The 13166-nt window shown below is 46.2% G+C and carries 11 protein-coding genes and 1 pseudogene; 8 read left to right on the forward strand and 4 right to left on the reverse strand.

Annotated elements, in window-relative coordinates; translation table 11 throughout:
* The 3 genes from QUA16_RS30230 to QUA16_RS30240 all read left to right on the forward strand — a co-directional run.
* Nucleotides 1–943: DALR anticodon-binding domain-containing protein (locus tag QUA16_RS30230; protein ID WP_333107921.1), on the forward strand; the 943-nt coding region annotated here is incomplete at its 5' end.
* Nucleotides 944–1651: 708 nt separating this feature from the next.
* Nucleotides 1652–3184 (forward strand): MFS transporter, encoded by a 1533-nt coding sequence (locus tag QUA16_RS30235; RefSeq protein ID WP_333107922.1) that lies wholly within the window; start codon nt 1652–1654, stop codon nt 3182–3184.
* A gap of 152 nt (nt 3185–3336) precedes the next feature.
* The gene (locus QUA16_RS30240; protein WP_333107923.1) at nt 3337–3465 is read left to right on the forward strand and encodes a hypothetical protein; all 129 of its coding nucleotides are present in this window, start codon (nt 3337–3339) and stop codon (nt 3463–3465) included.
* Between the two features lie 13 nt (nt 3466–3478).
* Here QUA16_RS30240 and QUA16_RS30245 read toward each other — a convergent pair whose 3' ends face one another.
* The 4 genes from QUA16_RS30245 to QUA16_RS30260 all read right to left on the reverse strand — a co-directional run bounded on the left by QUA16_RS30245 (nt 3479) and on the right by QUA16_RS30260 (nt 7262).
* Nucleotides 3479–3775 (reverse strand): hypothetical protein, encoded by a 297-nt coding sequence (locus tag QUA16_RS30245; RefSeq protein WP_333107924.1) that lies wholly within the window; start codon nt 3773–3775, stop codon nt 3479–3481.
* Between the two features lie 86 nt (nt 3776–3861).
* The gene (locus QUA16_RS30250; RefSeq protein ID WP_333107925.1) at nt 3862–5022 is read right to left on the reverse strand and encodes an ATP-binding protein; all 1161 of its coding nucleotides are present in this window, start codon (nt 5020–5022) and stop codon (nt 3862–3864) included.
* Entirely contained in the window at nt 5019–5390 is a 372-nt protein-coding gene (locus tag QUA16_RS30255; protein WP_333107926.1) for a response regulator, read from the reverse strand. The genes QUA16_RS30250 and QUA16_RS30255 overlap by 4 nt, the downstream gene beginning before the upstream one ends.
* Nucleotides 5391–5798: 408 nt before the next feature.
* On the reverse strand, nt 5799–7262 hold the full coding sequence (locus QUA16_RS30260; protein WP_333107927.1) for an ATPase domain-containing protein: 1464 nt from the start codon (nt 7260–7262) through the stop codon (nt 5799–5801).
* Between the two features lie 97 nt (nt 7263–7359).
* Here QUA16_RS30260 and QUA16_RS30265 point away from each other — a divergent pair, with 97 nt between their 5' ends.
* The 5 genes and pseudogenes from QUA16_RS30265 to QUA16_RS30285 form a co-directional block, all read left to right on the forward strand.
* Nucleotides 7360–8739, forward strand: coding sequence for an FAD-binding oxidoreductase (locus QUA16_RS30265; protein ID WP_333107928.1), 1380 nt, complete (start codon nt 7360–7362; stop codon nt 8737–8739).
* A gap of 209 nt (nt 8740–8948) precedes the next feature.
* Nucleotides 8949–10358, forward strand: a complete 1410-nt coding sequence (locus tag QUA16_RS30270) for a heterodisulfide reductase-related iron-sulfur binding cluster (RefSeq protein WP_333107929.1) — start codon at nt 8949–8951, stop codon at nt 10356–10358.
* A gap of 144 nt (nt 10359–10502) precedes the next feature.
* Entirely contained in the window at nt 10503–11552 is a 1050-nt protein-coding gene (locus tag QUA16_RS30275) for a WG repeat-containing protein (protein ID WP_333107930.1), read from the forward strand.
* 117 nt (nt 11553–11669) lie between these two features.
* Complete coding sequence (locus QUA16_RS30280) at nt 11670–12410, forward strand: Uma2 family endonuclease (protein ID WP_333107931.1); 741 nt, start codon at nt 11670–11672, stop codon at nt 12408–12410.
* A gap of 126 nt (nt 12411–12536) precedes the next feature.
* Nucleotides 12537–13052 (forward strand): annotated as a pseudogene (locus QUA16_RS30285) (Uma2 family endonuclease); the annotation flags it as partial.
* Nucleotides 13053–13166: the final 114 nt, after the last annotated feature.

Below are 13166 nucleotides of genomic sequence, written 5' to 3' on the forward strand. Positions count from 1 at the left end.
TGAATTTTCTTGTGGAACAGGCATCTTGCCTGTTCCTAAACAAGTAATTGAGAATGGTGCAATATTTCCGTTAAATCTTAAATCTTGCACCATTCTCAAGAACGGGCAAGATGCCCGTTCCACAAGAGATGAATTTTCTTGTGGAACAGGCATCTTGCCTGTTCCTAAACAAGTAATTGAGAATGGTGCAATATTTCCGTTAAATCGGAGTAAAGATAGCGCGCGGGTGCTGTACGTGTCTGCGATCGCCCTGAAATTGGCTAAAACTTGGCAGCAGACACCGCAGACAATCGCGGCACAGTTGGCTGAAACTCTCCAACCGCTGTGCTACCCAGATTTCGCCGTTAAAGTAGCGCCGGGGGGAATTATTGAGATGGAGTTGACTGATGCAGGTTTAGCCGTCTGGTTGCAGCGTTTAGCTCAAACGAACCTCCCACTTCCAGAATCTAAAATATTATCCCCTGTTGTGTGTGCCGATCGACTGTTTCCCATTCAGTACAGCCACGCGCGCTGCTGTTCCCTGCTGCGAATGGCCCACCGCGATCGGATAATTGCGATCGCGCAGCCAGATGTCGCTACAGCGCCGCAAATTTTGTCGCTGGCGAGTCCAAATCCTATCCCTTGGATTGACGAGGGCGATCGACTGCGGTTAGTGCATCCTGCAGAACGCAGTTTAATATCGCAACTGTTAACAGTGCTAGACAATTTATATCCTACTTTTGAGGTAAAGAACCGCGAAAAACCTGTCAATTATTTCAAATTAGCCAAGAGTTTGAGCGACGCATTTCAGATTTTTTACAGCCAGTGCCGAATTTGGGGAGAAGTTAAAATAGAACAGCCAAAGCTCGCCCAAGCTCGATTAGGTTTAATATTAGCAACTCAATCTTTGCTGCGATTTATCCTAGAAGACTTATTGAACGCTGTTGCTCCTTTAGAACTGTGATTATCTTCTCATTTTTAGCAACTTTTATTCATACTAATATGTGGGTTTCTTAAAGTTACATTGACTTATTCCATCTGAAAAGCTCTCTATTTTATCGGGTTCACCCTGAAGAAACCAGTAACCTAATGTCGCATAGAAAATTTATAAAAAATTAGCTATTTATTGATTAATACGGTTCAGTTAAGCCCGATCCCCCGGCGCCTAGGGCGGGCACGGGGAGTAGGGGTAGCACCGCCCCTACGAAGGGGAGTAGGGGGTGGGACAAGAACTTACTCAAAGTCAACCCCTACTCCCCAACAATCAGGGGGATCTCCGAGGAATAAACAATTTAACTGAACCTTATTAATTAATTAATTAATTAATTAATTATTAATAATGCAATTAATCATAATTCTGTAATTGGGGCATTCTTATTTTCTCTAATTTATTTAAGTAATCTTTCTTTTTGCTTTTGAGAGCGATAACTTTTAGATCAATACGGTTCAGTTAAGCTCGATCCCCCCTACTAGCCCTCCTTAAAAAGAGGGATATCAGAACTTACTCAAAGTCCTCCTTCTTAAGGGGGATTTAGGGGCATCTCCGAGGAATAAATAGTTGTAACCCAAGCCTATAGACTTTTAGCTTGCATCTATGGCTGTGCTCCTTAAAATACTTAATCTTATGTTATACAATTAAGCTGCGTAGCAGCTTATCTATTGGCTATCCAGTATGCTCGAAAAACAAGAAGAAGATTACAGCTTAGTAGGAACGAATCCTCTAGAACTTCAGGAAATCCAAGAGGAGATAGCCTTACCAGAGACGGTACTTCTGACAAATGGGCATCTAAAACTTTCCAAACCGGAAACTCGATCGAGCCTCAGAGCACTAACTTTGGACGGTGTTTTCGCTACGCTTTTTTACAGCATCATCGGCGGCGCGTTGCTCAGTAATTTCTTGCTCGATTTGGGGGCTGGTCCAGTCGAAATTGGTATGCTCTCCTCCATTCCTCAACTGGTAAATCTGCTCCAACCGTTCGGAGCTTATATAGCAGACCGAACACAGAGCCGCCACTGGTATTCCTTCTACATTTTCGGAATGTCGCGACTGCTGTGGCTGATTCTCGTGCCAGCCCTTTGGTTGGGAGGCTCATTTCATCTGGCCCGACATCAGCTTGTGCAGTTGACATTGGCAATCATCTGGGTAAGTCAAGTCTTAGAATCTTTAGGTCGGGCTTCCTTCTTGAGCTGGTTGGCGGCGTTAGTACCTCAGCGGTTGCGCGGGCGGTATTTTGGCTTTCGCAATAGTGCTGTCAGCTTGACGAATCTCATTGGTGTGCCGTTGCTGGCTCTAGTGGTATCGAACTGGCCCGGTGGAAAGCTCCAAGGTTACAGTGCCATCTTGGTTTTAGGAATTGTGCTTGGTCTCATCAGTCTAGGTTGTCAGTTCTTTATGACCGATGTGAACCCAAAGCTTGTACACGTCACGCATTTAGATACAGGCGAAAAATCATCCACAGGGACAATTTTTAGCTTTCTCAAGGAAGCCAATTTTTTAAAGTTTTTGCTTTACTCTGGTCTATGGAGCTTTGCCGTTAACGTCAGCGCGCCCTTCTTTAACCTTTACTTGCTGGATGACCTAAAGATAGATGTCAGCGTGGTAACGCTCTATAGCAGCTTAGGTGCTGGTGCTAACTTGCTGATGCTGGTTTTTTGGGGGAAGCTGGCTGACCGGGTTGGGAATCGCCCGATTATGCTAGTAGTGGGAGTTTTGGTGGCTCTGACCCCTCTACTCTGGCTAGAAGGTGGAACGGCTCCAATTTTCCTATGGGTGTGGTTCCCGCTGTTGCACATCATCGGCGGTGGGACGTGGGCGGCGATCGACCTGTGCAGTGGTAATCTGATGATGTCGGTGGCACCGCTGTTGAATCAGTCGATATACTTTGCGATCGCGGCCGCGGTTCCTGGTGTCACTGGGGCAATGGGAATCACCGTGGGTGGCTTTCTCGCCACTTTGACCAATCTCGGTGGCTTGCCAGGGGTGTTTGCGCTCTCAGCCGTTTTACGACTAGTGGCTCTCCTGACCTTGGTTTTTGTTCGCGAGCAGCGTTCTGTGTCTTTGGGTAAGTTTTGGCTGCTCTTGTTGCCAGCTTGGTGGAGAAGAGTGGCAATTGAACCTGGAGACATCAGGTTTCAACCATTAATAGTTGAACAGTTGGACTGTCCACATGAAAGCTCAGGCGATCGCTCTTCAACTCTTGATTGATTGTACGGCACAAGAGTCCGAAAATAATTCCTAAAAGAGTTTATTAACCATTTTTAAAGTGTTAAAATACTCATCAGATAATCTCAGATGTGACGGTTGTTGGGTCGCTTTTTTTCAGAAATATAAAGTCTGGCTACTCGGATAAGTTTTGAATGGTATCTAATTATTTTTTGGGTGCGTTCAACATTTTTTACGAGGCCGATCGAGCTTTGAGGAACGATCGCCAATTCTCCGGCTTGTCGATCGCTTCTGGAACGACGATGCTCAATTTCATCAGTTGACGATCGGCTGTTATCAGTTTTTTGAGAATACAGCGGTTCTCAGGAAAGTAAGGTACTCTTCCAATGCCCCATGCCCCATGCCCCATGCCCTGCGCGGGCCAATGCCCCATGCCCTGCGCGGGCCAATGCCCTGCGCGGGCCAATGCCCCATGCCCCATGCCCCATGCTCAATGCCCCATGCCCCATGCCCCATGCCCCATGCCCCATGCCCCATGCTCAATGCCCCATGCCCCATGCCCCATGCCCCATGCCCCATGCCCCATGCCCCATGCCCCATGCCCCATGCCCTGTTTGCCCAAGAACACCTCATGTTACTAAGAAAAGCTATACCACGTAGAGCCTCACCCGGGCTTCAAATTCCTCGATAACTATCCCAATATAATGCCTGCATCTAGTTTAAGGCGTTGCAGGCGAGATTTGCTTTTTTCCAGGTTGTGCCATCGGCAGCGTTACTGTAAATGTACTGCCAATGCCTTCTTCACTGGTCAAAGTAATTTCGCCACCCTGCAAGTCCACGCATTTTTTAACAATGCTCAGCCCCAGTCCAGTACCGGGAATTCGACCGACATTTTTTGCCCGGTAAAATGAATCAAACAACCGTTCTTGGTCTGCGACAGGTATGCCAATTCCTGCATCCTGTACCGAAAAAATAGCCTCGCTTTCAGTAAGTTTTAATTCAAAAATTACTTCGGTATTTGGGGGAGAATACTTAATAGCATTGGACAGCAAATTGCCCAGAATTCGCCGGAGCAAGCTTACCTCCAAACACGCCATCGCGGATTGATGGTGATTTACAAAAATCAGCGTCACCCGCTCATTTTCAGGTTTCAACTTCAGGCTGCTCTGAAATTCCGCTACCAACTCATTACACAACTTTGCTAAGTCTATCGGTAGCAAGGAAAAGCCTGTTTTTCCTGACTCAACACGCCCCAGCAGCAGAACATCATCTAATAACAAATCTATGCCTTTTGCTGCTGCTTGAGTTTTGTCTAGAAGTTCTTGTGTTTTCTCCTCTGTTAATGTTAACTTGTACTTGCTAAGAAGTTGCGTAGTGCCGATGATGAAATTCAAAGGATTGCGAACGTCATGGGCAATCATGTACAGCAAAGATGTTTTCATCTCATTGAGTTCTTGGGCTGTTTGCAAAGTGCGATCGAGTTGGTCGTGAGACAATTTGAGAGTTAAAGACAACTGGCGCGATCGCAGCAAAATTTCCACCCGCGCTTGCAATTCTATCTTCTCGATCGGAGCGATAATCAAATCGTCAATACTTTGCCAAATAAATTGCGTTGCCATCCCTACATCCGAGCGGGATGTAATCAAAAGAAAAGGCAAGCATACCGGGTGTTCTGCCTGTTTTTGGGCGGCCACCCATTGCCAGTGGCGTTTCAGGGAAATACCGTCAATTATCGCCAGGTCAAAAGATTGATTAAATGGTAAAAACTCCTCACTATTTTCCGTTGAGTGTGGCAGCAATACCTCATAGTAAACAGCTAGCCATTCTAATAACAGGCGACGATTTTCTTTCTGTTCGACAAGCAATAAAATTTGACTCACGCAGATTCTCCTAGCAAGCTGTGAACAATTCCCAGCAAATCTCTAACTATCAAAGGTTTTACCAACATATTCCGAGCACCGTGGCAGAGGCTTTCGTGCTGAATAGCAGCGCTTTGTTTGGGCGAGAGTATCAGAAAAGGGATTTGGTGATTTCGCAGTTGTTCGCAGCACTCCCAAATCCGGCGATCGAAACCAGAAATATCTACTAAAGCCATCCCGATCCTAGCAGGCTGACTGATAGCTTGTGCAACATCTTCAAAGTTATAAGCCGCGATCATCTGGTATCCTTCTTTATTGAGAAATTGTGCTAATAGTTCCAAGTTTCGCTGATTGCGGTCTACGGCTAAAATTATTGAGTTGCCAGTCATTTATCAGCTTCCTGTGAATACGGGTTATACCATTTTAGATTGTAGATTTTAGATTTTAGATTGGGGAGTGAGTGATTATATATGGGTTGGGAGGTGGCCTAAAGTTGGATTCTTTTTTTATCTGGTATTAGCTTACTTTTCGGGGAACTATTACATAGGTTTTCAGTTGAGTGAAGTACAGATGATCTGACACAGGACACGGCCGCGTGCCCTGTGCCCCTACTGTATTTCATAGAATTGAAAACTACACTACGATCAAAGTCGAAAAATACACAAATTTACCCATATATTTAAGTTTTCCAGGACTTAGGCTAGTGGTAAGGTGCGCGACGCGCCCCCTACTCATTAGTAGATTCACGACTGCAAAATTAGCTGCACTTGCCCAGCAACAGCAGGACAAGCCCCGATTCAATCTTCATCGGGTTCCCCCTCAATCCACACCGGCGCCGAACTCAAAATGCCGCGCAGCCCCGCTATCGGTTTGCTGACTTTGATGCCGTAGCGAGTAATCTCGAGTTCTCGCAGAGTTCTCTCGAAATTGCTGACTCGTTTTTTAATTACTCCGATCGCCTTGCGGATTTCTGTCCTATTATGCAGTTGGCGTTCCAGATAGCGTATAAACAGAAGATTATCCGCCAAATAGCTAATTCCGATCTCGGTCAGCCGAAAATCTCCGCTAATAGCTTCTACCTCATTAATCAAAATAACGGTGACTCCCATATTCTTCAGATACTTACACAAAGCGTGCAAATTGTTCACCAAATCTTGCCCCTGCATCGAAAGCTGATAGCCAGAAATACTGTCAATCATCACAATCCGCGTCTTTTCCTGCTCCACTTCCTGGCGAACCATATAGGCAAACTGATCCGGCGAGTACAGCAAAGGTTCCACAGGTATCACGGAAAGACTTCCTTGCCCCATCATCGCCCCAACCGGGATGTTAACTGATTCGCAGCGCTGCAGCAGAGTAGAAGTTGACTCCTCAAAAATGTAAACTACCGATCGCTCCCCCCTTCCTGCAGCTTCCTTCATAAACTGAATCCCCACCGTCGTTTTACCCACGCCGCTAGGCCCGCTAATCACCGTCACAGTCCCCCGTTCCAGTCCCCCGTGCAGCAGTTCGTCCATTTCTGGAATCCCAGCAGAAATCGGTTCCGCAACAAAATCCTGTTGAAAGTTGTCCGGAAGCAGTCGCGGAAATACCTCCATACCAGCCTCAGTCAGGCGCAGCGAATGGCGGCCGCTGCGGAAGTTGGAGCCTCGCAACTTGGTGACAGACAGGGCGCGTCCTTCAGGGCGCAGTTCCAAGTAAATTACTCCGTCGCTGATGAATTGCAAATCGTCATCGGGAGCACTTGATGTGCCTTCGGAGGTGAACACCACCGTCGCCCCCCCTTCCACCAAAAACCGCAGAAAAGACAAAACTTGCTTGCGAAACTGAAACTCATCCGCAGCTAAGTAGCGAAATTGAGTGATTGCGTCCAAAAACACCCGTTGTGGCTTGACAGCTTGGACTCGCTCGATAATCTTTTGTGTAGTGGGTTCTCGCTCCACCTCCGAGGGCGAGAAAATGTCATAAGTCTGAACTTCTGTAAAAAATTCTGAGGATGGGCTCAAATCCAGGAACGCCATCGCTTCCATATCAAAACCGAGACTTGCCGCATTGGCCCGCAATTGCGCTTCCGGTTCTCCTAAAGTAATAAACAGGGGCGTTTCTCCCAGAGCCACACCTGCGGTCAAAAAGTGAAAGCCCAGTGTAGTCTTGCCAGTACCCGGGCCACCACGCACCAGATAAGAGCGTTGAGGAATTAGGCCACCGCCAATCACTTCGTTGAGACCGGTAATTCCCAGAGAAATTCGGTTTTGAGACATTTGTTTCTTCATGTTTTGAATATCGGGCCCGTATTAATATTTAATGGTTTTAGGCAATCTTTTGATAATTTTTTTTACCGGGCGTCTGATAACCTTCATGAAATCTTTTTCTACCGAAAATTACGTAAGCATACAAGAATTAGAAAGTATTGTCGGGGCTGCTGGCATCTGTCGCTGGCAAGATACAGAGCTATTTTGGCAAGAACGGGTAGAAAAAGCAGTTGCCCCAGACACGAAAATAGATGGTATCGTTTACCCAAATACTCAGGAAGAACTGGCGGCTGTCATTGCTTGGGCCGGGCAACATCGCTGTGCAGTCTTGCCTTGTGGTAGCGGCAGCAAACTTGATTGGGGCGGTTTAGTAAAATTAGACCCCCCCAACCCCCCTTACCAAGGGGGGCTTTCAGAACCCCCCTTTTTAAGGGGGGCAGGGGGGCTCGTGGCCGTCAGCACTTCGCGCCTCAATCGACTTGTACAACACGCTGTGGGTGATTTAACCGTGACTGCGGAAGCGGGAATAAAGTTTGCGGATTTGCAGCAAATTTTAGCTGCCGCAGGTCAATTTTTGCCGATCGATCCAGCATATCCCCAACAGGCAACTTTGGGCGGCATTGTCGCTACTGCTGATGCGGGTTCCTTGCGGCATCGCTATCGGGGGATGCGCGATTTGCTATTGGGAATTACGTTTGTGCGATCGGACGGTAAAATTGCGGTAGCCGGAGGTCGAGTTGTTAAAAATGTCGCCGGTTACGACTTGATGAAACTGTTTACTGGTGCTTACGGCACATTGGGGGTCATTTCTCAAGTAACTTTCCGAGTTTATCCGCTACCTGAATCATCGGGAACCGTAGTGCTGACAGGGGAAATTAATGCTTTGTCCCAAACCGTTCAAATCTTATTATCCTCTGCTTTGACACCCAGTGCCGTTGATTTGCTGTCACCTGAATTAGTGGCAAAATTAGGCTTAGGAAAGGGCACGGGATTAATCGTCAGATTTCAAAGTATCGCCCCAAGTGTTAAACAACAATCAGCCCGCTTGCTGGAAGTTGCCGAAAAATTGGGTTTGCAAGGCACTAGCTACTGCGAAAATGATGAGCATCAGTTATGGCAAAGATTGCCACAAACTATGTGGGATTCTGGCACAAAGTCGGCAATTATTTGCAAAATAGGAATCAGACCGTCGGAAGCTGTAACGGCCATTAACACATTGCCAGTACAGGACGCTTGGATTCATGCAGGCAGCGGTTTGGGGGTTTTGCGGTTTGAGACTGCGACGGCCCAAACGCTGTTGCAGGTACGCAGGGGGTGCGAAGCGAAAGGCGGTTTTCTGACTGTTTTAGCAGCGCCGACGGACATCAAGCAACAGTTAGATGTTTGGGGCTATACTGGAAGTGCGATCGATTTAATGCGCCGGATTAAACAGCAGTTTGACCCGGAAAATCTTTTGAGTCCACATCGTTTTATAAGCGGTATTTAGTTTAAAGTTTGTAGTCGGGACTAAAGTCCTTCTTAAATCCCCGTCTAAATCTTTTGTAAACTAGGTTCTTTTTTAACGAACCGCGAAGACGCGAAGAACGCGAAGGAACAAAAGAGAAGAAGAGAGAAGAGAAGAAAGTGTGTGTGTTCGCTTGATTTCATCCGTTAAATCCGTTAAATAATCCGTTGCCGAACTTCTTTCTGCCATATATGCAAACTTCAGAAACATCTCAAATTCCCAGCGACGATTTAAAACCAGCCAAAGAAAGCAATTTCCTAGCACAAAATCCCCACTTAGAAACCCTCGAAATCCCAGGTTTCGACGCCAACAATCCGCCAGACCCGAAATTAATCGATACTTGCGTACACTGCGGATTTTGTTTGTCAACTTGTCCGAGTTATCGCGTACTTGGCAAAGAAATGGATTCCCCCAGAGGCCGCATTTATTTAATGGATGCAATTAACGAAGGCGACGCACCTTTAAACGCAGCCACCTCACAGCATTTCGATACTTGTTTGGGCTGTTTGGCCTGCGTTACAACTTGCCCTTCTGGAGTTCAATACGACAAATTAATTTCCGCAACTCGCCACCAAGTTACTAGAAATCAGGAACGCACTTTTTCCGACAATGTAATTCGCACTCTGATTTTCAATCTCTTCCCTTATCCTCACAGATTGCGGCCTTTGCTGGTACCGCTGTTTATTTATCAAAAATTAGGACTGCCAAAACTTGTCCGCAAAACAGGTTTGCTGAAAAAAGTATTTCCCCGCTTGGCGGCGATGGAATCAATTTTGCCGAAAGTTACTGTCGATTCTTTCCGGGATAATTTACCAGAGGTAATTCCGGCACAAGGGGAGAAACGCTATCGAGTCGGTGTGATTTTAGGCTGCGTGCAGCGGCTGTTATTTTCGCCAGTGAATGAAGCTACGGTGCGAGTTTTGACGGCTAACGGTTGCGAGGTGGTGGTTCCTAAAAGTCAGGGATGCTGTGCTGCTTTGCCGGAACACCAAGGGCAAGCGGAACAGTCGAAAGCTTTGGCGAGACAAATGATTGATAGCTTTGAAAATACTGGCGTTGATTTTGTGATTATCAACGCTGCTGGGTGCGGCCATACTTTGAAAGAATACGGTCATATTTTAGCTGATGACCCGCAATATCGGGAGAAAGCTGAGAAATTTGCTGCTAATGTTAAGGATGTGCAAGAGTTTTTGGCAAGTGCGGGAATTACGGCGAAACTCAATCCTTTGATTGACGGAGATTTGACACTTGTTTATCAGGATGCTTGTCATTTGTTGCACGGGCAAAAGATTAGTTTGCAGCCGCGTCTGTTGTTGCAACAAATTCCGGGGGTGAAGTTAAAAGAACCTGTGGATGCGGCTTTGTGCTGCGGGAGTGCGGGGGTTTATAATATGCTTCAGCCGGAGGTGGCTGATGAATTGGGAGTGCAAAAGGTGGAGAATTTGCTGAATACTGGGGCGGAGTTGATTGCTTCTTCTAATCCGGGTTGTTCTTTGCAAATTAAGAAGCATTTGGAGTTGCAGGGTAAGGATGTTACTTTAATGCACCCGATCGAGCTTTTGGATTATTCGATTCGCGGGGTGAAGTTGCTGAGGAAGTAGTTTGGTAGGGCGGGCGGTGTCTGCCCTGTTTTTGATGCTGAGTGAGATTTTTTTTAATGAACCGCAGAGGGCGCAGAGGGCGCAGAGGAAGAGAAAAGAGAGCAAGAGGAATAGGCTATTGTATTGAGAAATGGAGGGGGAAAAATGAAAAGAGTTATTTCTAGCTTTTTCTGTCTGGCTGTTTCGGGTTCAACTTTTTCGCAGCAGGAGTCAACAGCAGCTTTGTATCGCCCCCAGCCGTTTGTTCAAGCGTCAATTTCATCTTCATCGTCGGAAGAGAAGCAAGAGTCGATCTCGCTTTTTCCAATTGTTCGCAATAAAAAGTACGGCTTTATTGACAAGACAGGCAAGATCGTTATCGAACCCCAATATGAGTTTACTTGGGGCTTTACCGAAGGTCTGGCAGTAGTCGCAATCGATTCTAAGTGGGGTTTTATCGACAAGACAGGGAAGATTGTTATCCCCCCACAGTTTGATGAAGTTTGGGACTTTTCGGAAGGGCTGGCCAAGGTAAAGTTAATAAATGGTTCCAAATGGGGCTACATCGACAAAACAGGGAAAATATTAATAAAGCCTCAATTTGATGATGCTGAAGATTTTTCTGAAGGGCTGGCAAGGGTAAAGATTGGCTCGAAATACGGGTATATAGACAAGGTGGGGAAAATAGCGATCGCAATCGAATTTAATGATGCTTACGATTTCTCTGAAGGACTGGCTCAAGTACAAGTTGATGACAGAGTGGTCTTTATAGACAAAATGGGTAAAGTAATTGTTGAAAACTTTGATGCTGCTATGGACTTCTCTGAAGGGTTAGCCGCAGTTGAGATTGACGGCAAGGTGGGCTATATTGATAAAACAGGAAAATTTGTTATTCCTAAACAGTTTAAAGATGCTTTTAAATTTTCTGAATCGCTAGCAGCAGTTGAGATTGGTGACAAGTGGGGCTATATCGACCAAACAGGAAAGATGATAATCTCGCCACAGTTTGATGAGACTAAAAATTTCTCTGAAGGACTGGCATCGGTAAGGATTGGGAACAAGTGGGGCTATATAGACAAGACGGGAAAAATGGTAATCTCGCCACAGTTTGATGTGGGTTGGGAATTCTCAGAAGGGCTGGCGGCAGTGGAGATTGGCGATTTGCAAGGCTATATTGACAAAATTGGAAAGTTTGTTTGGAATCCGACAAAATGAGCGATTTATTTAAAAGGGCGATCGCACTTCTCACCTTTCCCAAAAGCTTGATCGCACTTCTGACTCTTCCCACAAGCTAAAATTAAATTCAACAGTCTTTCACCCCGGACAACTGTTATGGTTACTCAAATCCCATCCCCTACTCAGCAAGAAGTTATTTACCCCGACAGCGACGGCTTACCAATGGCAAATAATACTGACCAATTTCGCTGGATTCTCGTCATCGAACAAAATTTAGAATGGATGTATGCTAATGACGAGAATGTATTCGTAGCTGGTGATTTATTTTGGTATCCAATCGAGGGAAGATCGAATATTGTTAACGCCCCCGACGTGATGGTTGCGTTCGGCACACCGAAAGGGAGACGCGGTTCTTACCAGCAGTGGAATGAGTCAGGAGTTGCACCGCAAGTTGTGTTTGAAATTCTCTCTCCTAGCAACACGCAGGATGAAATGGAGAAGAAGTTGCTATTTTACGATCGCCACGGAGTTGAAGAATATTACATTTACAATCCTAGCAATAACCAACTGAGAGGGTGGCTGCGGGGACAAGACGGGTTAGACGCGATCGCCTTAATGGAAAATTGGGCGAGTCCTCGATTGGGAATTCGCTTTGATTTATCGGGTTCTCAATTGCAAATTTATCGACCGGATGGAACGAGGTTTTTCTCCTACGTTGAGATTTGTCAACTGTTAGAGGAAGAACGCCAACGGGCAGAACTTGCAGAAACCAGTTTAGCAGAAGAACGTCAGCGGGCAGAACTTGCAGAAACCGCTTTAGCAGAAGAACGGCGCCGAGGGCAGATTTTGGTGGAACGGTTGCGAGAAATGGGCATTAACCCCGACGAATTAACTTAGAAATTGGGGTGTTTTCGGTTGGATGAGAAAGCACGCGCGCCGTAGCTATCCCGCAGAGAATCGCACTTCTGACATTTCCCACAAGCTAAAATTAAATTCAACAGTCCCTAACCCCGGACAACTGTTATGGTAACTCAACTCAAGTCTCCTCAAAAACCTGATGTAATTTACCCCGACAGCGACGGCCAACCAATGTCTGACAATACCAAACTATTTCGCTGGATACTCATCATCCAACAAAATTTAGCGTGGCTTTTTGCCGATGACCCGAATGTATTTGTCGCGGGGGATTTGCTGTGGTATCCCGTCGAAGGAGATAACAAGATTCGCGTCGGCCCGGATGTGATGGTAGTCTTCGACCGACCGAAAGGAGATAGGGGTCCTTACAAGCAGTGGGAAGAAGAAAATATCGCGCCGCAAGTAGTGTTTGAAATTATTTCTTCTGGTAACAGGTTAACAGAAATGAATAAAAAACAGGTATTTTACGATCGCCACGGGGTAGAGGAATATTACCTGTACGACCCGGAACGCAACGATTTCAGCGTTTGGATGCGTTCACATGGGCGTTTGGACGTAATTGATGCGATCGAAAATTGGGTCAGCCCCCGACTGGGAATTCGCTTTGATTTGTCGGGTGAAGAGTAATCCCTAGGACGGGCTTTTCTTAGACATTTCCGTTATAAATTAGACAATTGGTGTATACGGGAATAATTCACCTAACCAAACCCAATATGTCCACATATGTACCACCAAGAA

This window comes from Microcoleus sp. S13_C3 (assembly GCF_036700905.1).
In the GTDB taxonomy this organism is placed as follows: domain Bacteria; phylum Cyanobacteriota; class Cyanobacteriia; order Cyanobacteriales; family Microcoleaceae; genus Microcoleus.